At 74.2% G+C, this 25,047-nt stretch carries 20 protein-coding genes; 10 read left to right on the forward strand and 10 right to left on the reverse strand.

Annotation, left to right across the window (positions count from 1 at the left end; genetic code table 11):
* Positions 1-69: 69 nt before the first annotated feature.
* From dnaG to ACZ7LV_RS09610, 4 genes are all read right to left on the reverse strand, one after another.
* Positions 70-1,968, reverse strand: coding sequence for a DNA primase (dnaG, locus tag ACZ7LV_RS09595; protein ID WP_471937475.1), 1,899 nt, complete (start codon positions 1,966-1,968; stop codon positions 70-72).
* A 38-nt stretch (positions 1,969-2,006) separates the two neighbouring features.
* Positions 2,007-3,272, reverse strand: a complete 1,266-nt coding sequence (locus tag ACZ7LV_RS09600; protein WP_471937477.1) for an NAD(P)/FAD-dependent oxidoreductase — start codon at positions 3,270-3,272, stop codon at positions 2,007-2,009.
* Positions 3,273-3,430: 158 nt separating this feature from the next.
* Positions 3,431-4,729, reverse strand: a complete 1,299-nt coding sequence (locus tag ACZ7LV_RS09605) for a deoxyguanosinetriphosphate triphosphohydrolase (protein WP_471937479.1) — start codon at positions 4,727-4,729, stop codon at positions 3,431-3,433.
* Between the two features lie 453 nt (positions 4,730-5,182).
* Positions 5,183-5,965, reverse strand: a complete 783-nt coding sequence (locus tag ACZ7LV_RS09610; RefSeq protein ID WP_471937481.1) for a sirohydrochlorin chelatase — start codon at positions 5,963-5,965, stop codon at positions 5,183-5,185.
* Between the two features lie 221 nt (positions 5,966-6,186).
* Here ACZ7LV_RS09610 and ACZ7LV_RS09615 point away from each other — a divergent pair, with 221 nt between their 5' ends.
* Positions 6,187-6,867 (forward strand): SanA/YdcF family protein, encoded by a 681-nt coding sequence (locus ACZ7LV_RS09615; RefSeq protein WP_471937483.1) that lies wholly within the window; start codon positions 6,187-6,189, stop codon positions 6,865-6,867.
* Between the two features lie 162 nt (positions 6,868-7,029).
* Positions 7,030-9,321 carry a molybdopterin oxidoreductase family protein gene (locus ACZ7LV_RS09620; RefSeq protein WP_471937485.1) on the forward strand — a complete coding sequence of 764 codons (2,292 nt, stop codon included), beginning with the start codon at positions 7,030-7,032 and terminating at the stop codon, positions 9,319-9,321.
* Between the two features lie 32 nt (positions 9,322-9,353).
* Here ACZ7LV_RS09620 and ACZ7LV_RS09625 read toward each other — a convergent pair whose 3' ends face one another.
* The gene (locus tag ACZ7LV_RS09625; RefSeq protein ID WP_471937487.1) at positions 9,354-9,767 is read right to left on the reverse strand and encodes a gamma-glutamylcyclotransferase family protein; all 414 of its coding nucleotides are present in this window, start codon (positions 9,765-9,767) and stop codon (positions 9,354-9,356) included.
* Between the two features lie 123 nt (positions 9,768-9,890).
* Here ACZ7LV_RS09625 and ACZ7LV_RS09630 point away from each other — a divergent pair, with 123 nt between their 5' ends.
* The 3 genes from ACZ7LV_RS09630 (at position 9,891) to ACZ7LV_RS09640 (ending at position 13,134) form a co-directional block, all read left to right on the forward strand.
* The gene (locus tag ACZ7LV_RS09630; protein ID WP_471937489.1) at positions 9,891-11,531 is read left to right on the forward strand and encodes a M4 family metallopeptidase; all 1,641 of its coding nucleotides are present in this window, start codon (positions 9,891-9,893) and stop codon (positions 11,529-11,531) included.
* Positions 11,532-11,877: 346 nt separating this feature from the next.
* The gene (locus tag ACZ7LV_RS09635) at positions 11,878-12,399 is read left to right on the forward strand and encodes a hypothetical protein (protein WP_471937491.1); all 522 of its coding nucleotides are present in this window, start codon (positions 11,878-11,880) and stop codon (positions 12,397-12,399) included.
* A 114-nt stretch (positions 12,400-12,513) separates the two neighbouring features.
* Positions 12,514-13,134, forward strand: a complete 621-nt coding sequence (locus ACZ7LV_RS09640) for a class F sortase (protein WP_471937805.1) — start codon at positions 12,514-12,516, stop codon at positions 13,132-13,134.
* Here the strand turns inward: ACZ7LV_RS09640 and ACZ7LV_RS09645 are convergent.
* Positions 13,118-13,474 carry a winged helix-turn-helix transcriptional regulator gene (locus ACZ7LV_RS09645; RefSeq protein WP_471937492.1) on the reverse strand — a complete coding sequence of 119 codons (357 nt, stop codon included), beginning with the start codon at positions 13,472-13,474 and terminating at the stop codon, positions 13,118-13,120. The genes ACZ7LV_RS09640 and ACZ7LV_RS09645 overlap by 17 nt on opposite strands.
* Positions 13,475-13,582: 108 nt before the next feature.
* Between ACZ7LV_RS09645 and ACZ7LV_RS09650 the strand changes: the two genes are divergently transcribed.
* Complete coding sequence (locus ACZ7LV_RS09650) at positions 13,583-14,476, forward strand: NAD(P)-dependent oxidoreductase (RefSeq protein ID WP_471937494.1); 894 nt, start codon at positions 13,583-13,585, stop codon at positions 14,474-14,476.
* Here the strand turns inward: ACZ7LV_RS09650 and ACZ7LV_RS09655 are convergent.
* Positions 14,473-15,255, reverse strand: coding sequence for a sulfite exporter TauE/SafE family protein (locus tag ACZ7LV_RS09655; RefSeq protein WP_471937496.1), 783 nt, complete (start codon positions 15,253-15,255; stop codon positions 14,473-14,475). The genes ACZ7LV_RS09650 and ACZ7LV_RS09655 overlap by 4 nt on opposite strands.
* Before the next feature lie 138 nt (positions 15,256-15,393).
* Between ACZ7LV_RS09655 and ACZ7LV_RS09660 the strand changes: the two genes are divergently transcribed.
* From ACZ7LV_RS09660 to nirD, 3 genes are read left to right on the forward strand one after another with little or no spacing between them, the layout of a single operon-like run.
* The gene (locus ACZ7LV_RS09660; protein ID WP_471937498.1) at positions 15,394-16,632 is read left to right on the forward strand and encodes an NAD(P)/FAD-dependent oxidoreductase; all 1,239 of its coding nucleotides are present in this window, start codon (positions 15,394-15,396) and stop codon (positions 16,630-16,632) included.
* Positions 16,633-19,233, forward strand: a complete 2,601-nt coding sequence (gene nirB / locus ACZ7LV_RS09665; protein ID WP_471937500.1) for a nitrite reductase large subunit NirB — start codon at positions 16,633-16,635, stop codon at positions 19,231-19,233. It abuts the gene before it with no gap.
* On the forward strand, positions 19,230-19,580 hold the full coding sequence (nirD, locus tag ACZ7LV_RS09670; RefSeq protein ID WP_471937503.1) for a nitrite reductase small subunit NirD: 351 nt from the start codon (positions 19,230-19,232) through the stop codon (positions 19,578-19,580). The genes nirB and nirD overlap by 4 nt, the downstream gene beginning before the upstream one ends.
* Positions 19,581-19,621: 41 nt before the next feature.
* Here nirD and ACZ7LV_RS09675 read toward each other — a convergent pair whose 3' ends face one another.
* From ACZ7LV_RS09675 to ACZ7LV_RS09685, 3 genes are read right to left on the reverse strand one after another with little or no spacing between them, the layout of a single operon-like run.
* Positions 19,622-21,457, reverse strand: a complete 1,836-nt coding sequence (locus tag ACZ7LV_RS09675) for a GMC family oxidoreductase (protein WP_471937505.1) — start codon at positions 21,455-21,457, stop codon at positions 19,622-19,624.
* A complete protein-coding gene (locus ACZ7LV_RS09680; RefSeq protein ID WP_471937507.1) occupies positions 21,454-22,920 on the reverse strand; it encodes a hypothetical protein in 1,467 nt (488 codons plus the stop codon). Before ACZ7LV_RS09680 ends, ACZ7LV_RS09675 begins: the two co-directional genes overlap by 4 nt.
* Positions 22,917-23,603 (reverse strand): FadR/GntR family transcriptional regulator, encoded by a 687-nt coding sequence (locus tag ACZ7LV_RS09685; protein WP_471937509.1) that lies wholly within the window; start codon positions 23,601-23,603, stop codon positions 22,917-22,919. The genes ACZ7LV_RS09680 and ACZ7LV_RS09685 overlap by 4 nt, the downstream gene beginning before the upstream one ends.
* A 269-nt stretch (positions 23,604-23,872) precedes the next feature.
* On the opposite strand from ACZ7LV_RS09685, the gene ACZ7LV_RS09690 reads away from it, so the two are divergent.
* Positions 23,873-25,033 carry an alkaline phosphatase PhoX gene (locus ACZ7LV_RS09690; protein WP_471937512.1) on the forward strand — a complete coding sequence of 387 codons (1,161 nt, stop codon included), beginning with the start codon at positions 23,873-23,875 and terminating at the stop codon, positions 25,031-25,033.
* Positions 25,034-25,047: the final 14 nt, after the last annotated feature.

Genomic DNA, 25,047 nt, shown 5'->3' on the forward strand with positions numbered 1-25,047 from the left:
GGTGACTTTTTGCGTCCGGCCCGTGACGGGGCGGTCATCACGGGACCCCGGGGGCGATCCGCCCGGGGGTCACAGAGCGGCGGCGCCGCGCTCCCGCAGTGCCTGCCCGTACTGCTGGAGCACCCACAACTCGTTCTGCACGGCCGCGAGTTGGGCCGCGTCGCCGCTGCTGCCCAGGCGGGCCAGGGCGCTCTGGACGTCCTGGATGCGGCGGTCGACGGCGCGGCGGCGGACCCAGACCAGCTGCTCCCCCGCGTACGCCTCGTCGACCGTGCGGCGCATGATCGCCTCGACCGCCAGCTCCGTGACCATCGCGCGGACGGCGTCGTCCGGGGCCGCCTCCCGGACCCGGATCAGGTACTGCTGCGGGTCCTGCACGCCGTACTCGGCGCCGCCCGCGTCCAGGACCGCCTGGCGTACGGCGGCGTAGGGCGCGGCGGTGAACTCGTCGACGCCGTAGGCGTCGAAGGCCGGGGAGACCAACTCGGGTCGCTGGAGAGCGAGTTTGAGGAGCTCGCGCTCGGTGGCGTACACCGGGTTGCGCAGTGTCAGGGCCGGGCCCGACGTCCGGGGGGCGGGGGCGGCGTCGTACGGCTGCTGCGGTCGCGTCGGGGCCGGGCCCTTGCCGCCGCGGTCCCGGGCCCAGCGGGCCAGTTGCGCCACGCGCTTGACCACGAACTGGGTGTCCAGGATGCCGAGCATGCCGGCGAGCTGGACGGCGACCTCGTGCTGGGCGCCGCTGTTCTTGATCCGGGCGACGATCGGGGCGGCCTCGTCGAGGGCGGCGGCCCGGCCGGCCGGGGTGTCGAGGTCGTAGCGGACGACGATCTGGCGCAGGGCGAACTCGAAGAGCGGCGTGCGGGGTTCGACCAGGTCGGACACCGCGTCGTCGCCCTTGGCGAGCCGCAGGTCGCAGGGGTCCATGCCGTCCGGGGCGATCGCGATGTAGGTCTCGGCGGCGAACTTCTGGTCGTCCTCGAAGGCGCGCAGGGCCGCTTTCTGGCCGGCCGCGTCGCCGTCGAAGGTGAAGATCACGCGGGCCGAGCCGTTGTCCATGAGGAGGCGGCGGAGGATCTTGATGTGGTCGCCGCCGAACGCCGTGCCGCAGGTGGCGATGGCCGTGGTCACACCGGCGAGGTGGCAGGCCATGACGTCCGTGTAGCCCTCGACGACCACCGCGCGGCTGGTCTTGGCGATCTCCTTCTTGGCCAGGTCGATGCCGTAGAGGACCTGGGACTTCTTGTAGATCGCCGTTTCGGGCGTGTTGAGGTACTTCGGGCCGTTGTCCGCCTCGTAGAGCTTGCGGGCGCCGAAGCCGACGACCTCGCCGCCGATGTCCCGGATCGGCCACATCAGCCGGCCGCGGAAGCGGTCGATGGGGCCGCGGCGGCCCTCCTGGGAGAGGCCGGAGAGCAGCAGCTCCTTGTCGGTGAAGCCCTTGCCGCGGAGGTGACGCGTGAGGTGGTCCCAGCCCTGGGGGCTGTAGCCGACGCCGAAGTGGACGGCCGCCGACTGGTCGAAGCCGCGGTCGGCGAGGAAGACCCGGCCGGTCTCCGCCTCCGGGCCGGTGGCGAGCTGTTCCGCGTACCACTCGGCGGCGATCTTGTGGGCCTCGACCAGGCGGATGCGCTCGCCGCGCTGGTGGGCGGGGTTGTAGCCGCCCTCCTCGTAGCGCAGGGTGATGCCGGCCTGGGCGGCGAGGCGCTCCACGGCCTCCGAGAAGGAGAGGTGGTCGACCTTCATCACGAACGTGATGGTGTCGCCGCCCTCCTGGCAGCCGAAGCAGTGGAAGAGTCCCTTGCTGGGGCTGACCTGGAAGGACGGCGACTTCTCGTCGTGGAAGGGGCACAGCCCCTTGAGGTTTCCGCCGCCCGCGTTCCGCAGCTGGAGGTACTCGGACACGACGGCGTCGATCGGGACCGCGTCCCGTACCGCCTTCACGTCCTCGTCGTTGATCCGTCCTGCCACGAGGTGATTCTACGGGGACGGAACGACAGTCCCGTCGGCTACGGGAGCAGACTGTCCAGCGGGACGTGCGGGTCGGCCAGGGCGTCGGCGTCCAGGGGCGCCTGCGAGCGGATCAGGTTCTGGATGGGCTCTGTGACGTCCCACACGTTCACGTTCATCCCGGCCAGCACCCGGCCCTCGGCCAGCCAGAACGCGATGAACTCCCGCTTGCCCGCGTCCCCGCGGATCACCACCTGGTCGTACGTCCCCGGCGGCGCCCACCCGGAGTACTCCATGCCGAGGTCGTACTGGTCGGAGAAGAAGTAGGGCACCCGGTCGTACGTCACCGGCCGGCCCAGCATCGCCCTCGCCGCTGCCGGGCCGCCGTTCAGCGCGTTCGCCCAGTGCTCGACGCGGATGCGGGTGTCGAAGAGGGCGTGCGGGAAGGCGGCGACGTCGCCGGTGGCGAAGATGTCCGGGTCGGAGGTGCGCAGCCGCTCGTCGACCACGACGCCCCCGCCGTGCGCCCGGTCCGCGATCTCCAGGCCCGCCGCCTCGGCCAGCCCGGTCCGGGGGGCGGCGCCGATCGCGGCCAGCACGTCGTGCGCGGGGTGCTCCTCGCCGTCGTCCGTGCGGGCGGCCAGCACCATGCCGTCCTGGCCGACGATCTCGGTCAGCCGGACCCCGAAGCGGAACCGGACACCGTGGTCCTGGTGCAGCTCGGCGAAGAGGGCGCCCAGCTCCGGGCCGAGCACACCGTGCAGCGGGGTCGGCTCCGGTTCGACGACCGTGACCTCCGCGCCGTACTCCCGGGCCGCCGCCGCGACCTCCAGGCCGATCCAGCCCGCGCCGGCGACGACCAGATGGCCGTTGTCCCTGCCCAGCGACTGCAGGACGCCGCGCAGCCGCTCGGAGTGCGCGAGGCGGCGCAGATGGTGCACGCCGGCCAGGTCGGTGCCGGGGACGTCCAAGCGGCGGGGCTCGGAACCGGTGGCCAGCAGCAGCCTGTCGTAGCGGACGACGGTGCCGTCCTCGCCGAAGCGGACCGTCTTCGCCGTGCGGTCGATGGCGTCGACCGTCTGGCCGAGATGCAGTTCGACGTCGTTCTGCGCATACCAGGCGGGCTCGTGCACGAAGACGCTGTCGCGCTCCTCCTTGCCGAGCAGATAGCCCTTCGAGAGGGCCGGGCGCTCGTACGGGTGGTCGCGTTCGTCGCAGATCAGTATCACCCGGCCGCTGAAGCCCTCCGCCCGCAGCGTCTCGGCCGCCTTCGCACCGGCGAGCCCTCCTCCGACGATGACGAACGTCTGATCCGCGTCGACCACTTGATGCCTCCTCTTAATCGTGCCGCCCCGTGCAAGTTCAACGTGCGGTCATATGCGAGCGTCCCGCACGCAGCGTGATGCGGGAAGAGGGGGTGCCCCGATCAGGCCACGCAGGGTCACCTTCGGCGCCTGGTGGGGGTCCCCGTGGCGCGTTGGTCTCACAGGTGCGCCGTCAGCCGCACGTGGAGCGAGCGCGCGGAGACGTCCGTCAGGGACGCGATCTGGTCGACGATCACCCGTTTGCGGGCGCGGTCGTCGGGCGCCCGGTCGAACAACGCGCGGAACTGCGGGTCCAGTCCGTCCGGCGCGCGGGCGGTGAGTGCCTCCGCCAGCTCGGCGACGACCACCCGCTGATCGGCGCGCAGCCGGGCCTGTTCGGCACGCTGCATGACGTACCGGTCGGCGACCGCCTTCAGCACCGCGCACTCCATCCGGGTCTCGCGGGGGACGACCAGTTCGGCGACGTACCGGGTGAGCCGGCCGGCGCCGAACGCTTCGCGGGTGGCGGTCTCGGCGGCCAGGCAGAAGCGGCCGATGAGCTGGCTGGTCGCGTCCTTGAGCCGGGCCTGCGCCTGGGCCGTGCCGTCGTAGCCGTGCGGCCACCACTCCTCGTCGAGGAGCCGGTCGAGGGCGGCGGCGAGTTCGGCCGGGTCGGTGTCCGCCGGGACGTACCGGCCGACGGCGACCTCGAACACCGCCTGCCGTTCCGGCTCCGCGTGCAGGCAGTTGGGGTCGATGTGGCCGGCGTGCAGGCCGTCCTCGACGTCGTGGACCGAGTACGCCACGTCGTCCGACCAGTCCATGACCTGGGCCTCGAAGCAGATGCGGGTGCCGGGGGCGTCCTTGCGGGCCCAGTCGAAGACCGGGCGGTCGTCCTCGTACACACCGAACTTCGGGGAGGCCGGGTCGGTGGGGTGGGCGCCGCGCGGCCAGGGGTACTTGGTGGCGGCGTCGAGGGCGGCGCGGGTGAGGTTGAGGCCCACGGAGCCGTCCGGGGTGAAGCGCTTGGGCTCGATGCGGGTCAGGAGCCTGAGGGACTGGGCGTTGCCCTCGAAACCGCCGCAGTCCTCGGCGAATTCGTTGAGTGCCTGTTCGCCGTTGTGCCCGAAGGGCGGGTGACCGAGGTCGTGGGAGAGGCAGGCGGCCTCGACCAGGTCGGGGTCGCAGCCGAGGGCCGCGCCGAGTTCGCGGCCCACCTGGGCGCATTCGAGCGAGTGGGTCAGGCGGGTGCGGGGGCTGGGGTCCCAGGCCGCGCCGGTCCCTCCGGGGGTCACCACCTGGGTCTTGCCGGCGAGCCTGCGCAGGGCGGCGGAGTGCAGGATGCGGGCGCGGTCTCGTTGGAAGGCTGTGCGGCCGGGGCGTTTGTCGGGCTCGGGGGCATAGCGTTCGACCGACGTCGGGTCGTAGCCGGGGGGAGGGATGTGGTTCTCGTGCGGCTGCTGTGCGGTGCCTTCCATGACTCGACAGTAAGTGCAGGGGGTGACAAACGCGTACGCGTCTGCCGGGTCGTGGTGTGTTGGGGCGGGTGCGGGTGGTTGGTGGCTTGTCGCGCAGTTCCCCGCGCCCCCAAGGGCGTCGGGCCGGGGTCGGTGGGTGGAGGGCCGTCGGGGTGTGGGGGCGGGTGCGGGTGGATCGTGGCTTGTCGCGCAGTTCCCCGCGCCCCCAAGGGCGTCGGGCCGGCGCCAGTTTTCGGAGGGCCGTCGGGGTATGGGGCGGGTGCGGGTGGATCGTGGCTTGTCGCGCAGTTCCCCGCGCCCCCAAGGACGTCGGGCCAGCGCCAGTTTTCGGAGGGCCGTCGGGGTGGGGGGCGGGTGCGGGTGGATCGTGGCTTGTCGCGCAGTTCCCCGCGCCCCCAACGGCGTCAAGCCGGGGTCGGTTGGTGGAGGGCCGTCGGGGCGCGCCCAAGGGCGTCAGGCCGGGGTCGGGTGGTGGAGGAGGGGGCGGGTGGGGGAGCTTGCCTCGTCGTAGCGGGTGAGTATCAGGTGGGCCATCAGGGGGTGGGCTCCCAAGGGGGCCGCGGTGATGCCCGGCGCCGCCTGCGCGCACTCCCGCGCGAAGCGGCCCGGCGCCGTGAAGTACGAGGCCAGGGCCGTGCGCCGACGGCCCTGCGACCTGAGGGCGCCGAGCGCCTGCGCCACCGTGGGGGAGGTGGCCGAGGCGTAGGCCGCGAGGACCGGGACGCCGAGGCGCGCGGCGAGGAGCCGCGCGGTGCGGCCGGTGTCGGTCGCGGCGTCGGGGTCGCGGGAGCCGGCCGCGGCGAGCACCACGGCGGTCGAGCGGCGTTCGGACTCCGTCACGGGGCCGCGCCAGCCCGCCTCGGCGAGGCGGGCGCACAGGGTCTCCACGAGGAGGCGGTGCGGGCCGAGCGGCGCGGCCACCCGGGTGCGGGCCCGCGCGGCGGCGGCCATCTCGGGGACGTCCCGCTTGATGTGGTGGCCGCGGCTGAGCAGGAGAGGTACGAGGATCGCGTCGTCGTCGCCGAGGGCGGCGAGGGTGTCGGGCAGCAGGGGCTCGTTCAGCTCGATGTGGCCGAGGTGCACCCGCAGGCCGGGGCGCAGCTCTTGGACGCGGTCGAGCAGGGCGTGGACCGTGGCGAGGGTGCGCGGGTCGCGGCTGCCGTGGGCCACCAGGACCAGCGCCGGGGACCCGGGGCCCTGGCCGGACTCGTCGTGAAGCGGGAGCAACGCGGTCATGAACCGATCGTTGCGCCCCGACGTTGCCGCCCCGTTGCGCGGGCGTCACGGGTGTTTTCGCCAGGCTCACCGTGCGGGACCGGAGCGGTGTGAGGCGGGGTGACCTGGGGTTTCGGCGGCGGGCGTGACGACGGCCACGGAACCCTCGGGCCTCGCGGAGCGTCTCTTCGTGTCGAACCGATGTGTCGCCGACGTGTCGGAGCCGACCGGGAGGGCATCCCATGAAGATCCGCCGACCACGTCCGCCGCGCACCCGGACCGGGCAGCGACGACTGGTGCAGGCGCTGCTCGCGGGGTGCGTGCTCGCGCTGCTGCCGTCGACGTGGATGTACGTGAGCACGGACGACCGGCTGCGCACGACCGCCGACGCGCCCCGCACCGGGGTCGCGGTCGTCTTCGGCGCCGGTCTGTGGAACGGCGAGCCGTCGCCCTACCTCGCCCACCGTCTGGACGCGGCCGCCGAGCTGTATCGCGAGGGGCGGGTGCGGGCGGTGCTCGTCACCGGCGACAACAGCCGCGAGGACTACGACGAGCCGGACGCGATGCGCGCCTATCTCACCCGGCACGGCGTCCCGGACGCCCGGATCGTCAGCGACTACGCGGGCTTCGACACCTGGGACTCCTGCGTGCGGGCCCGGAAGATCTTCGGCGTCGACGAGGCGGTGCTGATCAGCCAGGGCTTCCACATCCGGCGCGCGGTCGCGTTGTGCGAGGCGGCGGGGGTCACGTCGTACGGCGTCGGAGTGGACGAGCGGCACGACGCGACCTGGTACTACGGGGGCGTCCGGGAGATCCTCGCGGCGGGGAAGGCCGCGCTGGACGTCGTCCTGGAGCCGGATCCGCGGTTCCTCGGGCCCCGCGAACGGGGGGTGGAACGCGCGCTCGCGGCGGAGGAGGAGTGACAAGAGGCGACTGAATCTTGACCGGAATTGGTCGCAGACCTGCGCCCTTTTGAGCCACCTCGGCACCTCACGGCGGACCGGGCCCGACGGGGAGATCACCGTCGCGCCCGTGTAACAAGGAGCCGTCCCGGCACGTAACACCGGCCACGCACGCTGGCCCGCATGGACCCCTCCGCGACGCCCACGCACTGCCCGTACTGCGCCCTGCAGTGCGGGATGACTCTCACGCCCGCCCCGGACGGGACCGTCGAGGTCGGTGAGCGTCCGGACTTCCCGGTGAACCGGGGGGCGCTGTGCGGCAAGGGCAGGACGGCGCCCGCGGTGCTGTCCTCGCGGGTGCGGCTGACCTCGCCGCTGGTCCGCGAGAAGGGCGTGCTGACGCCCGCGACCTGGGACGAGGCGCTCGGCCGGATCGCCGAGGGGCTGTCCTCGGTCCGGTCGGCGCACGGACCCGACGCGCTGGGCGTGTTCGGCGGGGGCGGGCTGACCAACGAGAAGGCGTACTCGCTCGGCAAGTTCGCCCGCCTCGTGCTGGGCACCTCGCAGATCGACTACAACGGGCGGTTCTGCATGTCGTCCGCCGCGGCGGCCGGTACCAGGGCGTTCGGGCTGGACCGGGGGCTGCCGTTCCCGCTGGAGGACATCCCGAGGACCGGGTGCGTGATCCTGGTCGGCTCGAACCTCGCGGAGACCATGCCGCCGGCGCTGCGGTACCTGACCGAGCTGAAGGACAACGGCGGCACGCTGATCGTCGTCGACCCGCGCCGCACCAGGACCGCCGAGCAGGCCGACCTGCACCTCGCGCCCCGGCCCGGTACCGATCTCGCGCTGGCCGCGGGCCTGCTGCACCTGGTCGTGGCCGAGGGGCGGACCGACGAGGAGTTCATCCGGGAGCGCACGAGCGGCTGGGAGGACGCGCGTGCCGCGGCGATGGCGCACTGGCCGGAGTACGTCGAGCGGATCACCGGGGTGCCGGTACCGCAACTGCGGGCAGCGGTACGGCTGTTCTGTGAGCCGGAGGCCGCGATGGTGCTCACCGCGCGCGGGCCGGAGCAGCAGTCCAAGGGCACGGACACGGTGGGCGCCTGGATCAACCTGTGCCTGGCGACCGGGCGGGCGGGCCGACCGCTGTCCGGGTACGGCTGCCTCACCGGCCAGGGCAACGGCCAGGGGGGACGCGAACACGGGCAGAAGGCCGACCAGTTGCCCGGGTACCGCAAGCTGACCGATCCGGCGGCGAGGCGGCATGTGGCCGGGGTGTGGGGCGTCGACCCCGACAGCCTGCCGGGCCCCGGCCGCAGCGCGTACGAGCTGCTGGACGCGCTCGGCGGTGACGTCAGGGCGCTGCTGCTGATGGGCTCCAACCCGGTGGTGTCCGCCCCGCGCGCCGCGCATGTGGAGGAACGCCTCAGGTCCCTCGACCTCCTCGCCGTGTGCGACGTGGTGCTGTCGGAGACGGCGGCCCTCGCGGACGTCGTGCTGCCCGTGACGCAGTGGGCGGAGGAGAGCGGCACGACGACCAGCCTGGAGGGCCGGGTGCTGCTGCGCCGGCGGGCGATCACCCCGCCGCAGGGGGTGCGCAGCGATCTGGAGGTCCTGCACGAACTCGCCGCGCGGCTGGGCGTCGAGAAGGGGTTCCCGACCGACCCCGAGGAGGTCTTCGAGGAACTGCGCCGCGCGTCCGCGGGTGGTCCCGCGGACTACTCCGGCATCACCTACCGCCGTCTCGTCGAGGAGAACGGGGTGTTCTGGCCGTGCCCGGCGGGCGCGGAGGACCCGGCCGCCCCTGTCCGCGCGCCGGGGGCGGCGGGGGCGGCCCCCGCGTCCGGCGGACGTCGGCCCGGCGCCCCCGTGGGCGTGCACCCCGGCACTCCCCGGCTCTTCCTCGACCGCTTCGCCACCGACGACGGCCGGGCCCGCTTCGTGTCCGTCGCGCACCGGGCCGCCGCCGAGGAACCCGACGACGCGTACCCGGTGGTGCTGACCACCGGGCGGGTGGTGGCCCAGTACCAGTCCGGCGCCCAGACCCGCCGCGTCGACGAGCTGAACGCCGCCGCGCCCGGACCCTTCGTCGAGCTGCACCCGCACCTGGCGCGGCGGCTGGGCGCGGCCGAGGGCGACCCGGTGGCGGTCGTGTCCCGGCGGGGGCGGGCGGTGGCACCGGCCAGGATCACGCCGTCCATCCGCCCGGACACGGTCTTCATGCCGTTCCACTGGCCCGGCGAGGGGCGCGCCAACACCCTCACCAACCCGGCGCTGGACCCCGTCTCGCGGATGCCGGAGTTCAAGGTGTGCGCGGTGCGCGTGGAAGCCGTGGAAGCCGCGGAAGCCGTGAAAGGCGTGGAAGCCGAGGAAAGCGGGAAAGCCGCGGTAGGCCCGGAAGCCGTGAACGCCCTGGAGGTCGTGTCGGAGCCGGCGCCCGCGCCGCAGGTGAGCGAGGCCGCCACAGCGTAGACCGCACGGCCACGGCGCGGGCCGCGCGGAACTCACCTGCGCGCCCGCCAGTCCCCGCCCTCGATCCGCTCGCCCCCGGCCCGCAGCCGGGCGGCGACCGCGGGGGCGGCGACGTACACCCAGGCCCGCAGCGTCGCGCCGTCGGTGTCCCGGACGACCTCGCGGGCGACGCGCTCGTAGAGGTTGCGGGCGTCTCCGGGCGCGTACTCCTCCAACCGGTCGAGCGCGGCCAGGAGTTCGCCGTAGGCGTCCGGCAGCGGCGTGATCAGTTCGCCGGTCACCACCGCGCCGGGCTCCTCCACGGCGTACGGATAGCCCGGTCCTTCGTAGAGCACCGCGCCCGTGAGGCGGGCCGCCTCCTCGGTCCGGGTGCGGCCGCGCAGGAACGTGTCGTGGTGGGGCTCACCCGGGCGGAGGGTGCCGTAGACGAAGAACGGGAGGGTCACAGAAACGATTCTCACCCCTCACACACCCACACCTGACGTCTATGGACATGACAAGTCATGATCGCGTAAACCTCGGTGAACGTCTGCGCCGCCCCCCACTTCGGCGCCTTCCCGAGGAGACCGATGAGTCGAATACGGCACGCGCGAGCTTCCCGTCTCGCCGTCACCGCCACCACCGCCGCGCTGCTGGCCGCCGCCCTCTCCCCCACCGCCGCGGGCGCGGCCGAGCGGCCGACCCGGGACCAGGCGGTCGAGAACGCGGCCGCGGCGCTCGCGCGACAGGCCGACGCCCTGGGCCTGACCGCCGCCCAGGGCACGAAGGTCCGGGACGTGATCGTCGACCAGGACGGCACCCAGCACGTCCGCTACGACCGCACCTACGAACGACTCCCGGTCCCCGGCGGCGACTTCGTCGTCCACCTGGCCCCGGACGGCAGCTACCGCGGGGCGAGCCGGGCCACCCGCGCCGCCCTGTCCCTGCCGTCGGTCACGCCCCTGCTCTCCGCGCCGAAGGCCGCCGACCACGCCGCCAACTCCCTGCGCGCCACGCGTCTCGGTGAGGCGCTGAAGCGGCTGACGGCCAAGCCGGAACTGGTCGTCGACGCCCTGCACGGCACACCGAGGCTGGCGTGGCGGACCGAGGCGGTGGCGCTGGACGGCCGGGGCAACCCGCTCGCGCGCACGGTGCTGACGGACGCCCGCAGCGGCGCGCAGATCGACGCCTGGGACACCCTGGAGTCGGCGGAGGGCAAGGGGAGTTCGCTGTACGGCGGGACGGTGCCGCTGGAGACGACGGCCACGGGATCGTCGTACCGGCTCACGGACCCGACACGGGGCGGCACGTACACCGGTGACGCCGCGAACCGCTCCGACCTGTGTCTCCTCGGCACCATCTGTGTCGTGCGCGCCCCCTCGACCGTCTTCACGGACGCCGACAACCAGTGGGGCGACGGCACGACGACGGACCGGGTCTCGGCGGCGGTGGACGCCCAGTACGGCACCGACACCACCTGGGACTACTTCCACGACGTCCACGGCCGCAACGGCATCGCGGGCGACGGCAAGGGCTCGTACAACCGGGTCCACTACGGCACCCGGTACAACAACGCGTTCTGGGACGACACCTGCTTCTGCATGACCTACGGCGACGGTGACGGCACGAACATGGGACCGCTGGTGTCCCTCGACATCACGGGCCACGAGATGGCGCACGGCGTGACCTCCAAGACCGCCGCGCTGACGTACTCGGGCGAGTCCGGGGGGCTCAACGAGTCCACCTCCGACATCTTCGGCACCCTCGTGGAGTTCCACGCGGGCAACGCGTCCGACAAGGGCGACTGGCTGATCGGCGAGGAGATCGTGCGCGAGGGCTTCGGGCGGAGCGCGTTGCGGTACATGGACCGCCCCTCGCGCGACGGCCTCTCGGCCGACTGCTGGAGCTCCACCGCCGGCAGCCTCGACGTCCACTACTCCTCCGGCATCGGCAACCACTTCGCGTATCTGCTGGCGGAGGGCAGCGGCGCCAAGACGATCAACGGCGCGGCCCACGACTCCCGCACCTGCGACGGCTCCGCGGTCGAGGGCATCGGCCGGGCCAAGCTGGGGGCGATCTGGTACCGGGCGCTGACGGTGTACATGACCTCGTCGACGGACTACGCCGGAGCGCGCACCGCGACCCTGAAGGCCGCGGCGGACCTGTACGGGGCCGACAGCGTGGAGCACGCGGCCGTGGGGGCGGCCTGGAGCGCGGTGAACGTGGGCTGAGCAGCGCACCCGCCCCGAGGCCGGTCGTCTCCGCGTCGCCCCGACGCACCCCGGAGACGGCCGGCCTCGCCGTGCCCCCGAGGCGGGGTCACCCGTTCACACCTCCCTCTCGCCCCTTCGGATACTTTTCCCCGCCCTCCCTTCCAGAAGCCCTTGACCTGCTGAAACGCGCGGGAGTGCGCACCTCGCGGGGGGCCGGGGGCACCCGTTCACCCCAAATCTGACGGCCCCTCAGCAAGCGGGCTCGTCGTCCTGCCCTTTACCTCGGAAGTGCAGGGGCGACCGACGGCGGCACATGGGGGTGCCGCGGGCCGTTGCCCGCCGGAGACGCTCGTGAGGAGCATCGATGCGACGCACCGCCCGTCTGCTGATCGGTACGGCACTCGCGGTCGCCACCGCGGGGTCGCTCGACGCGCCCGGGTACGCCGCGGACGGCTCGGGCCTGGAGGTCTTCCCGTCCACCGCGGTGCCCGGCGGTGACGTCACCGTGAACACCACGGCCTGCGGGAAGGACGGCACGGCCGAGGGCGACGCCAGCGCGGTGGGCGCCGGGCGCTTCACGCTCGCGCCCAGCACGCACGAGGGCGACGCGATCGGGCAGTTCCGGGTGCCGGCCAGCGCGCAGCCGGGGACGTACGAGATCGTCGCGAAGTGCCCCGGGGGTGGGCCGGAGGTCCGCGGTGACCTGGTGGTCGTCATGGAGTCGGCGCGGGGTTATGTGCACCCGAAGGGCATTGTGAAGACGGGGGTCGGCGGCGCTCTGGGCTCCGACCCCGTGCAGACCGCGGCCGGCGTGGCGGCTCTCGCCGTCGCCGGCGCGGGCGGTACCTGGCTCCTGCATCGCCGGGCGAGAGGCGACGGGATCTGACGGACACCCTCCGCTGTCCGTCCGCCGGTACCGCAAGTCCCCACCCCCTCCGGGCGCGACGCCCCTCGCGGCCCGGAGGGGGAACGGGTGGAACAGTCGAGCTGGGAGGCCGACATGGGCAGGTACGGCAACACCGGCGACGTCGCGATAGCCGGCGTCACCGTCTTCGCCCTGTGCGCCGGCGCGTGGCTGCTGACCGGCGGGGACGCGCCCCCGCAGCCGTCGGCCGCCGAGGCGCGGGTCGGCACGGCCCTGCGGCAGCAGGCGGCGCCGGGGCTGCCGCCGTCCCCGCCCGACCGCATCCGGATCCCCGAGATCCGCGTGGACGCGCCCCTGATGGGCCTCGGCCTGACCCGCGCGGGCAGCCTCGACGTGCCGCCCGCCGCGCACAAGAACCTCGCCGGCTGGTACGAGGCGGGCACCACGCCCGGGGAGACCGGCACCGCCATCGTCGCCGGGCACGTCGACAACACCGAGGGCCCCGCCGTCTTCTTCCGCCTCGGCGCCCTCAAGCGCGGCAGCGCCATCGAGGTGGACCGTCGGGACGGCAGCGTGGCCCGGTTCCTGGTGGACGCGATCGAGGTCTACGACGCCGAGGACTTCCCCGACGAGAAGGTGTACGGCGCGGCGGCCCGGCCCGAGCTACGGGTGATCACCTGCGGCGGCGGCTACTCGCGCAGCACCGGCTACCAGGGCAACGTCGTGGTGTTCGCCCATCTCACGGGGAGCGCGTGACGCCTTCCGGGGACCGTGCGAGCACATGGGCGCTCCCCCACGCGCCGAGCGGCTCCAGCGCCTCGTTGAGCGCCGCACCCCGGGGGGTCAGTGAGTACTCCACCCTCGGCGGCACCTCCTCGTACACCTCGCGGTGCACGATCCCGTCCGCCTCCAGCTCCCGCAGCTGCGCCGCGAGCACCTTCTCCGTCACCCCGGGCAGTTCCCGGCGCAGCTCGCCGAAGCGGTGCGGCCGCACGTGCAGCGCCCACAGGACGAGCACCTTCCACTTCCCGCCGATCACCTCCATCGCCGCGTCGATCCCGCACACGTACGCGCCCGGCCGTCGTCCCACCGTCATGCCCGCCCCACCCCGTCCTCCCGCTGCCTGCACGCTTCCCCCCAGGTAACCACCCACTCGCAAGTACGTACTTGAGCAGGCCGTTTCCCCTCACCGAGGCTGAACGCCATGACCGAAGACACCTCTTCCCCGACCCCGCTCACCCTCCTCGGCACGGGCGCCATGGGCACCGCCCTGGCCCGCGCCTGGCTCGCCGCCGGCCACCCCGTCACCGTCTGGAACCGTACCGCCGCCCGCGCCGAGCCCCTCGCCGCCGAGGGCGCCGCCGTCGCCGGGAGCGCGGCCGCGGCGGTGGCCGCGAACAGGCTGGTGATCGCCTGTCTGCTGGACGACGCCTCGGTCGGCGAGGCCCTGTCGGGCGCCGACCTGTCCGGCCGCGACCTCGTCAACCTCACCACCGGCACGCCGGGCCAGGGCCGCGCCCGCGCCGCCTGGGCGAAGGAGCGCGGCGCCCGGTTCCTGGACGCGGGCGTCATGGCCGTTCCGCCGATGGTCGGCGACCCGGCGTCCGGGGCCTATGTGCTGTACAGCGGCTCGTCCGGGCTGTTCGAGGAGCACCGCGACACCCTGGCGGTCCCGGCCGGCGTCCGCTACGTCGGCCCGGACCCGGGCTTCGCCGCGCTGCACGACGTGGCGCTGCTCAGCGCCATGGACGGCATGTTCGCGGGCATCACGCACGCCTTCGCGCTGATCCGCGGGGAGGACATCGCGCCGCGCGAGTTCGCCCCGCTGCTCGTGTCCTGGCTGACCGCGATGGCACCGGCCGCGCTGGACACCGCCGACAGGCTGGCGGGCGGCGACTGCACCAAGGACGTGGTGTCCGACCTCGCCATGCAGGTGGCCGCCAACGCCACGCTGCTGCGCACCGCCGAGGAGCAGGGCGTCAGCACGGAGCTGCTCACGCCGTTCATGGGGCTCATGGAGCGCCGGCTGGCCGCCGGGCACGGCGCCGAGGACACCACGGGGGTGATCGAACTGCTCGTCACCGGCAACGCCGGCTAAGCCAGCCACTGTTCGTACGCCAGGTTCGCCACCAGGGCGAACACCACCGTCAGCAGCACCACCCGGACGAATCCGCTGCCCTTCTTCAGCGCGGTGCGCGCGCCCAGGGTGCCGCCCGCGAGGTTGAACACGGCCATCACCGCGGCCAGCTGCCACAGCACGGTGCCCTGCCAGGCGAAGGTCGCCAGGGCGCCGGCGTTGGTGCAGCAGTTGACGATCTTCGCCGTGGCGGAGGCGGTGACCAGGTCGAGGTGGAGCACGGCGGTCAGGGCCAGGACCAGGAAGGTGCCGGTCCCGGGGCCGATCAGGCCGTCGTAGAAGCCGATGCCCAGACCCGCGAGGCCGATCGCGGCGAGGACGCGGCGCCGGGTGACGGGGCCCGGCGCCGGGGCGGTGCCGAAGGCGGGCTTGAGGATCACGAAGGCGGCCACGGCGAGCAGCACCACCATGATCAGCGGCTTGAGCACCTCCGTGCTCATCCCGGCCGCGAAGAAGGCCCCGCCGCAGGAGCCCGCGAGCGCGGCGAGGCCGATACGGATCGCCATCGGGACGTCCACGCGGGCCTTGCGGGCGTACGTCACGGCGGCCCCGGTCGTGCCGACGATGGCGACGGCCTTGTTGGTGCCGAGCGCGTACGCGGCCGGGGTGCCGGCGGGGAGCCCCAGCAGCAGGACGGGCAGGAGCACCAGGCCTCCCCCGCCGACCACGGCGTCGATCCAGCCGGCCGCGAGGGCGGCCAGGCACAGGGCGACGACCATGGCAAGGGGTATGTCGGGCATGATCGCGACCCTATCCCGGGGCTCCCGCCCCACCGGCGGGGCCCTCACAGCCGGTCCCCGTCCCCGCTGAGGGCAGCGTTCCCGGTGGGAAACAGCGGTGATGTCGCCGGGTAACACCCGCCCCGCACGCTGCGAGGCATGACCTCGGATACGCGTGTGGTGGTGATCGGCTCCGGCCTCGCGGGCGCACGGCTCGCCCGGCGGCTCGGCGAGCTCGGCACGCCCGCGCTGCTCGTCGGCGAGGAGGAGCACCGCCCGTACAACCGGGTCCTGCTCGCCGAGGTGCTCGCCGGGCGCTACGAACCGGACGTGATCGCCCTGCCGGGCCTCACCGCCCCGGCGGAGCCGCTGCGCGCACGGGTGACCGGCATCGACCGCGAGGCGCGGACCGTGCGCTGCGCGGACGGCTCGGTGGTTCCCTACGGCACGCTGGTCCTGGCCACCGGCTCCAACCCGGTGCTGCCGCCCCTGCGCGGCCTGTTCACCCCCGGCGGCCGGGAGCTGCCGGAGGGCGTCCACGCGTTCCGCACCATGGACGACTGCCTGGGCCTGTCCAAGGCGGTCCGCCCCTCGGCACGCGCCGTCGTCATCGGCGGCGGCCTGCTCGGGGTCTCCGCCGCCCGTGCGCTCGCGGTGCGCGGGGCGCAGGTCGTGCTCGCCCAGCAGGCCGAGCGGCTCATGGAGCGGCAGCTCGACCCGGCCGCCTCCCGGCTGGTCGGACGCCATCTGAAGGACCTCGGCGTCGAGGTGCACACCGAGTGCCGGGTGCGCGGCGTGCGGGTCGTCGCCGGTGCCGTCCGCTCCGTCGAGCTGGCCGACGGCTACACCCTCGACGCCGACCTCCTGGTGCTGGCCTGCGGTGTCCGCCCCCGTGTGGGGCTGGCCCGGACGGCGGGGCTCAATGTCGGCGAGGGCGTCCTCGTCGACGACGAGCTGCGCACCTCCGACCCGCACATCCACGCGATCGGCGACTGCGCCCAGCACGACGGCACCCTCTACGGCCTCGCCGCCCCCGCGCTCGACCAGGCCGACACCCTCGCCGCGCTGTTGGCCGGCAGCGCCACCGCCCGCTACACCGGCACCCGCGCCCTCACCCGCCTCACCCTCGCCGGCCGGGCCCCCGCGGGCCTGGCCCCCTTCGACCTCGCCGCGTTCGGCGAGACCCAGCCCCGCCCGGGGGACGACGTCGTGCAGCTCGCCGACGCCACCCGGGGCACCTACCGGAAGGTCGTCGTCCGCGACGACCGGCTGGTCGGCGGGCTGCTCGTCGGCGAGCTCGGCACCGTCGGCGCCCTCGCCCGCGCCTGGGAGGGGGCGGAGCCGCTCCCCGCCGACGGCCCCCTGCTCCACCTGCTCACCCACGACGGAGGCTCCTGAATGTCCGCAGACACCCCCACGATCGTGCTCGTCGGCCATGGCATGGTCGGCCAGCGCTTCCTCGAAGCGCTCGCCGAGCGCGGCCTGACCAGGACGCACCGCGTGGTCGTGCTCTGCGAGGAGCCGCGTCCCGCCTACGACCGCGTCCAGCTCACCTCGTACTTCTCCGGCCGCACCCCCGAGGACCTCTCCCTGACCGACGAGGCGTTCCTCGCCGAGCACGGCATCGACCTGCGCCTCGGTGACCCGGCGGAGCGGATCGACCGCGCGGCCCGCACGGTCACGGCGCGCTCCGGCGAGGTCTTCGCCTACGACGTCCTGGTCCTCGCCACCGGCTCGTACCCCTTCGTCCCACCGGTCCCCGGCAAGGACGCGGACGGCTGCTTCGTGTACCGCACGATCGAGGACCTGCTCGCCATCGAGGCCCGCGCCGCGGACGGGGCCCGGGTGGGCGCGGTGGTCGGCGGCGGCCTGCTCGGCCTGGAGGCGGCGGGCGCCCTCCAGGGCCTCGGCCTGTCCACCCACATCGTGGAGTTCGCCCCGCGCCTGATGCCGGTGCAGGTCGACGACGGCGGCGGCGCGGCGCTGCTGCGCACCATTGAGGGCATGGGCCTGAGCGTCCACACCGGCACGGGCACACAGGAGATCGTCACGGACGCCGCGGGCCGCGTCAGCGGCATGAGGCTCTCCGACGGCGGCGAACTCGCCGTCGACCTGGTGGTGTTCAGCGCCGGCGTCCGCCCCCGCGACCAGCTGGCGCGCGACTGCGGGCTGGCGGTCGGCGAGCGCGGCGGCATCACCGTCGACGAGCGGTGCCGGACGGTCACCGACCCGCGCGTGTTCGCGATCGGCGAGTGCGCCCAGGCGGTGGACGGCCGGGTGTACGGCCTGGTCGCCCCGGGTTACGAGCAGGCCGCGACGGCGGCGGCGACGATCGCCGCCGACGAGGCGTCCTTCGTCGGCGCCGACCTCTCCACCAAGCTCAAGCTGCTCGGCGTGGACGTCGCGTCCTTCGGCGACGCGCACGGCACCACGGCCGACTGTCTCGACGTCGTCTACTCCGACTCCCGCAGCGGCCTGTACAAGAAGCTCGTCATCGGCCGCGACGGCACGCTGCTCGGCGGCGTCCTCGTGGGTGACGCGGAGGCGTACGGCACCCTGCGCGCCCTCACCGGCTCCGTCCCGCCCGTCGCCCCCGAGTCCCTGGTCCTGCCGGCCGGCTCCGGCGGCGGTGCCCAGCTCGGGCCGTCCGCGCTCCCCGACGACGCGGTGATCTGCTCCTGCCACAACGTCACCAAGGGCGCCGTGCGGGGCGCGGTGACGGACCACCGGTGCGTGACGGTCCCCGAGGTGAAGAAGTGCACCAGGGCCGGGACGGGCTGCGGCAGTTGCGTCAAGGTGCTCGGCCAGCTGGTCACCGCCGAGCTGGAGGCGAGCGGCGTCGAGGTCGACAAGGGGCTGTGCGGCTGCTTCGCGCAGACCCGCGAGGAGCTGTACGAGATCGTGCTCGCGCTGCGCGTCACCTCGTACCAGGACCTCCTCGACCGCCACGGCAGGCAGGGCGCCCGGGGTGGCGACGGCTGCGAGATCTGCAAGCCCGCGGTCGCCTCGGTCATCGCCTCGCTCGCCCCGGCGATCGGCGCGAGCGGCCATGTCCTGGACGGCGAGCAGGCGGCCCTCCAGGACACCAACGACCACTTCCTCGCCAACCTCCAGCGGAACGGCTCGTACTCCGTCGTGCCCCGGATCCCCGGCGGTGAGATCGCCCCGGAGAAGCTGATCGTCATCGGCGAGATCGCCCGGGACTTCGGGCTCTACACCAAGATCACCGGCGGCCAGCGCATCGACTTGTTCGGCGCGCGCGTCGAGCAGCTGCCGCTGATCTGGACGCGCCTGGTGGACGCGGGCTTCGAGTCGGGCCACGCGTACGGCAAGTCGCTGCGCACGGTGAAGTCCTGCGTGGGGCAGACCTGGTGCCGCTACGGCGTGCAGGACTCGGTCCGGATGGCGATCGACCTGGAGCTGCGCTACCGGGGCCTGCGCTCCCCGCACAAGCTCAAGTCGGCCGTCTCCGGCTGCGCCCGGGAGTGCGCCGAGGCCCGGTCGAAGGACTTCGGCGTGATCGCCACGTCGAACGGCTGGAACCTCTACGTCGGCGGCAACGGCGGGGCGACGCCGCGCCACGCGGACCTGTTGGCGCAGGACCTGTCGGACGCCGAGCTGATCCGCCTGATCGACCGCTTCCTGATGTTCTACATCCGCACGGCGGACCGCCTGGAGCGCACCTCGACATGGCTGGAGCGCGTCCCCGGCGGCCTCGACCACGTGCGCGAGGTGGTGGTCGAGGACTCCCTGGGCATCTGCGAGGAACTGGAGCGCCTGATGGCGGCGCACGTGGCGCACTACCACGACGAGTGGGCCGAGACCATCGCCGATCCCGAGAAGCTGGCCCGCTTCGTCTCCTTCGTGAACGCGCCCGACACCCCCGACCCGGTCGTCGCCTTCGTCCCCGAACGCGACCAGATCAAGCCCGACCTGCCGCTGCTGTCGATCGGCCTGCCCCGTGCGGCAGACGTCCTGGAAGGAACCGCTCAGCGATGACCCTGGCACCCGAGACGACCGACCTCGTGATCCAGCTCCAGCTGGCCGACGGCTGGTTCGCGGTCTGCGACCTGCGCCGGCTCCTGCCCGGCCGGGGAGTGGCGGCGCTGCTGCCGGACGGGGACCAGGTCGCCGTCTTCCGCGACCGCGCGGGCGGCCTGTACGCCCTCGGCAACCGCGATCCGTTCACCGGCGCGGCGGTCCTCTCCCGCGGCCTGACCGGCACCCACCAGGGCCGCCCGTTCGTCGCCTCCCCCCTGCTCAAGCAGCGCTTCGACCTGCTGTCGGGGCAGTGCCTGGACGACGAGACCGTACGGGTGCGCACGTACGAGGTGCGCGCGGCCTGAGCGGGCCGGACGGGAAGGGCGGGTCCTCCGGGGGACCCGCCTCACCGCTCCAGATGCGCCTCCGTGACCGCCAGTGCCGCGGCCATGATGCTCAGCTGCGGGTTCACCTCGGGGCAGCTCGGCAGCACGGACGCGTCGGCGATCAGCACTCCCGTCACGCCCCGGAGCCGTCCCACCGGGTCGGCCGGGGCGCGCTGCGCGTCGGCGCCCGCCGCCACCGTGCCGGTGGGGTGGTAGGCCGACAGATGCAGGCTGCGCGCGCTCACCCGGGCGAGGACGGCGTCGAGTTCGGCGAGGGTGCGTGCGCGCGGAGCGGCGGGGATGCCGGTGAGGACCTCGCGCGCGCCCGCCGCGAACAGCAGCTCGCCCATGGCGCGCACGGCCCGTGTCAGCCGGCCCGCGTCACGGGGGTCCAGGTCGTAGCGGAGCAGCGTGCGCTCGCGTCCCAGGACCCGGCCGGAAGGGCGGTCGGCGATCATCGCGCCGAGTGTGGCGAGGTGCCCCGCGTCGGCCAGCTCGCCGCGCAACCGCCGGCCCAGGCCCGGCAGGACGAAGGACCCCATACCAGGCGGTGTGGCCGTGGCCTCGATCAGGACGCCCTCGCCGTGCTGCTCCTCGACGCCGACGCTCTGCAGTACGCCTTCCCAGGCGACGACCGGTTCGGCGAACCGCCCGGCGACGCTGGTGGCCGGGTGGACGCTGAGGTTGCGGCCGAGCCGCGGATGACCGCCGAGTCCTGAGCGCCGCAGCAGCGGCGGCGACTGGAGGGCGCCGGCGGCGACCACCACGAGCGGCGCCAGGATCTCGAACTCCCCGCCGCCGTCCCGTCGCACCCGCACGCCCGCCGCACGCGGCCCGCCGGGCCGGTCGCCGTCCACGAGGACCCGGCGTACCCGGGCGCCGGTCACGATGCGTGCCCCGGCGGCACAGGCGTCGGGCAGGACGGAGAGCTGGACGCTCTGCTTGGCGCCGGTCGGACAGCCCACCACGCACTGGCAGGACCCCTTGCAGCCGGGCGCGTTGCGCCGCAGCGGCGCGGCCCGCCAGCCGAGCTTCTCCGCACCGGCGAGCGCGAGCCGCCCGTTGGTGCCGAGCACGTCGAGGGGCTGACGGGCGACGCGCAGGGTGCGTTCGGCCTCGTCGAGGCAGGGCCCGAGGCGCTCGGCGAGCGCGAAGCCGAAGTCGTCGCGCCAGCGGGCCAGTACGTGGCCGGGGGTGCGGTAGCAGGTGCCGGAGTTGACCACGGTGGTTCCGCCGACCGCCCGGCCGACGGGCAGCAGCAACGGGGGGTCACCGAGGGCGACGGTGGCGCCGCCGTCGCGGTACAGCTGGGCGAAGCGGTCCAGCGGGGCCCGTCCGCCGAACGAGGCGGTGGAGTGGTGGTGCCCCTCCTCCAGTACGACGACGTCGAGTCCGGCGCGGGCCAGGGTGCGGGCCGCGACGGCGCCGCCCGCGCCGGAGCCGACGACGACGGCGTCCGCGGTGGAGCGGGCGGGCCAGGCTCCGGCGGGCGTGCAGTCGAGCGGGGGGTCGGGGGGCGCCGGCGCGACGGGCTTCGGCCCGTCCTGGAGCAGGCGTTCGGTACCGGCCGCCAGCAGGACCGGCACCTTGAGCACGTCCAGGAGCGGGAGCAGCGCACGGTGTCCGCCGAGGCCCGCGAGGACCGACTCCCGCTCGGCGGGGGTGAGGCGGGCGAGTCCGCGTCCCGTGCGGGCCAGAGCGTAGGCGTCGACGGCGAGCGCGGCGGCCCGTACGCCGGAACGGGCGGGCAGCGGCATCGCGTCGAGCACGCGGTCGAGGCGGGCGGGCACCCGGGCGGGCCAGAGTTCGGTGCCGTCGTCGGCCAGCAGCGCGGCGACGAGTCCGGTGAGGCTCATCGGGTGCCCACTTCCGCGTGGGCGGTCCCGTCCAGGTGCCACTCGGCCTCGGTACGCCAGCCGCCCGGCCACCACCACCGTTCCAGCAGGACGTGGGCGTCGGCGCGTTCGCTGTTGCGGCAGACGGCGGGGGCGCCGTCCGGGTCGGTGTAGTCGAGCGCGAGGGTGCGGTCCGCGGGCTGCGTGACCTCGACACGGATGCGCCGCAGTCCGGCGCGGCCGGTCACGGTCCAGGTGGGCAGGCCGACGTCGGCGCGGAACCGCCGCAGGCCCGCCCAGCCGATCGCGCCGCGCTCCACGCGCCGCGGCCAGGTCCCGGCGCCGCGCCGCAGCCGCAGGAACACCAGCGGGGGCAGCCGGCGCAGCACGGGCCGCATGGACACCGCGGCGACCACCTCCAGGACGTCGCCGTCGCCGAGGTCGGCGTGCAGCCAGGCCCAGCGACGGGCGTTGCCGTGCCCGTAGATGCGGGCCGAGCCGCCGGGGGCACCGTCGAGGGTCAGGGTGGTGCCGTCGTACGTGAAGGTCCCGTCGTAGGCGGCGCGCGCGGCGGGCAGGATCTGGGCGGCCGGGAGCAGGGGGCGGCGCCATGACCAGCGGGGGAAGGTGAACAGCGGCTCGTCGGCGGCCCGTTCGGTGAGGTCCCAGTGGAACGTGTCCGCCGCTCCGGTCAGCCGGCCGGGGCCGGCCGCGACGCCCGCCGCCGTGAATCCGTCGCCTGGCCGGTCCCACGGCGCCGGGCCGAAGCGGGCGTGCCGCACGGGTCCTCGCGCGGGAAAGGCGGCGGCCCAGCCGTGCGCGTACGGCGGGGATCCGTCGGCGGGCGCGGTGAGTTCGTGGTGGAGCCAGAGTCCGGTGCCGGTGGCCGGGTCGGTGAGGGTGGTGTACCAGACCTCGGTGCGTCCGGGCTCTCCGTTCCAGCGGGGCGCCATGAGCGCGTGCGCGTCCTGACGGCGGGGGAAGCGGAAGCTCGCGAGGAACGGCGCGAGGCCGGTGGTGAGGGGGAACCGCAGGGTGCCGGTGCCCGCTCGCGTCCCGTTCTCGTACAGGGTGAACGGCAGCACGGTCATCGAGGTGAGCGGGCGGCGCGGGGTCACCGACTTCCAGCCGTCGAGGGTGAGGTGGCGGCCGTCGGCGGTGAAGCTCAGGCGGTAGCGGATGCGGCGCCTGGCGAGGGGGGATATCTCCAGCTCGCCCCGGGTCCCGGGGTCGTCGGCGAGGCCCGCGATCCGCAGGCGTCCGGTGGCGGCCGCCCGGGTCGTGGCGAGGGGCCGCAGCACCCGGTCCGCCGTCACGCGCAGGTCCAGGCGGATCCGGCGGGTGCGGTCCTCGCCGTCGAGCCGGACCGTGCCGAGCATCGTCTCGCGGAACGTCGTGCCCCGCGTCCCCGGTGCCCGCCGGGCGCCGGCGCCCGGCGCGGCGGGGGTGTCCGGCGCGGCGGGGGTGTCCGTCCCGGCCGTCACGCGAGTCCCTCCAGCATGATCCGCTCGGTCGCGGTGAGATAGGCCTCGGCCGCCCGCCGTGCGCCGTCCTCGTCACCGGCCGCCACGGCGTCCACCACCGGTGCGAGCCGCGCGTGGGCTGCCCCCGGGTCGGTGAAGGGCCCCACCAGGGCGGCGCGCACCGGCAGATAGGCGTTGAAGAGGGTGTTGGTCAGCAGGACGTAGACGCGGTTGCCGGTCGCGCGGGCCAGGGCCCGGTGCACCTCGATGTCCGCGAGCTGGACGTCCGCGCCCCCGTCGGCCTCGCGCACGGCGTCGAGCAGGGCGCGCAGCGCGGCGCGGTCCCGCGCGGTGGCCCGCGCCGCGGCCTGGCCGGCGATCAACCCGCCGACGGCACGGCGTACTTCGAAGACCTCGCCCACCCAGTCCGGGCTGTGCCGCACCAGCATGGGCAGCAGGTCGGCGCCGCCCAGGCGCGCGAAGTCCCGTACCCGGGTGCCCACTCCGTGCTTGGTCTCCAGCAGGCCCGCCTGGACGAGACGGCCGAAGGCGTGCTTGAGGGTGGTGCGGTTGACGCCGTAGCCGTCGGCGAGCCGGCGTTCCGGTGGCAGATAGCTGCCGACGGGGTGCCGCCCGGCGAGGATGTCCTCGCGCAACCGCCCTTCCAGGACGTCGACGACGGTGTCGCGGGGCAGTGCCTCCATGCGGTTCCTCCGTGGTGCGCCTCGGTGACCCGGTGACTCAGTGGATGAGCCACCCAACCAACGCGACGACAGGAAGTCAACAGGTCGTGCGCACACGGCACTTGAAGATGGACCAGGCGGACGGACGCCGCGCCGCCTGCCCGTGTGCACGCCGCCGACGCGTCACGGGCCGTCCACGGCGTGTCCACCCCGCTCGCCTAGGGTCCCTGACCGCAACGCCCCGCCGCCGACCGGTGGCGGGGCCGGTCACGGCACCTCTTGGAGTGAGAGTGGAACGTCGTAACCTCCTGCGTGCGGCCGTCCTCGGCGGCTCTACGGCAGCGCTCGGCGGCAGCCTGTGGCGCGGCGCCGCGTACGCGGCCCCCGCCCAGCCGGGCACAGGCCCCTACGGTGCGCTCGGTTCGCCCGACGCCAACGGCATCAGACTCCCCAACGGCTTCACCAGCAGGGTGATCGCCCGTTCCGGCCAGCGTGTCTCCGGCACGTCCTACACCTGGCACAACGCCCCGGACGGCGGCGCCTGTTACGCCGACGGCAGCGGCTGGATCTACGTGTCCAACTCGGAGATCAACCCCTCCGGCGGCGCGAGCGCGGTGAAGTTCTCCTCGACGGGCGCGGTCACCGGGGCGTACCGCATCCTCTCCGGCACCCGCACCAACTGCGCGGGCGGCAAGACCCCGTGGAACACCTGGCTGTCCTGCGAGGAGGTGTCCCTCGGCTACGTCTTCGAGACCGACCCGTGGGGCGTGAAGGCGGCGGTGCGCCGTGACGCCATGGGCCGCTTCAAGCACGAGGCGGCGGCCGCCGACCCCGTCCGCAGGGTCGTCTACCTGACCGAGGACGAGACCAACGGCCGCTTCTACCGGTTCGTCCCGGCGACCTGGGGCGACCTGTCCTCGGGCACGCTCCAGGTGATGGTCGCGGGCTCCGCCACGTCCGGTTCCTTCACCTGGGCGAACGTGCCCGACCCGGACGGCTCCCCGACCGCCACCCGCTCCCAGGTGTCCGGCTCGAAGTCCTTCAACGGCGGCGAGGGCTGCCACTACGCCGACGACACGGTCTGGTTCACCACCAAGGGCGACAACCGCGTCTGGCAGGTCAACCTGACCAACAACACCTACGAGCTGGCCTACGACGACTCCCTCGTCAGCTCCGGCACGGCCCCGCTCACCGGCGTCGACAACATCACCGGCAGCTCCTCCGGCGACCTGTTCGTCGCGGAGGACGGCGGCACCATGGAGATCTGCGTGATCACGCCCAACGACGTGATCGCCCCGTTCCTGCGGATCGACGGCCAGTCCGGCTCGGAGATCACGGGACCGGCGTTCTCCCCCGACGGGCGGCGCCTGTACTTCTCCAGCCAGCGCGGCACGAGCGGCAGCTCCTCCGGCGGCATCACGTACGAGGTGACGGGCCCCTTCCGCGCCTGACGCGCCCTGACGGG

It is taken from the genome of Streptomyces sp. NPDC107562 (assembly GCF_055657325.1).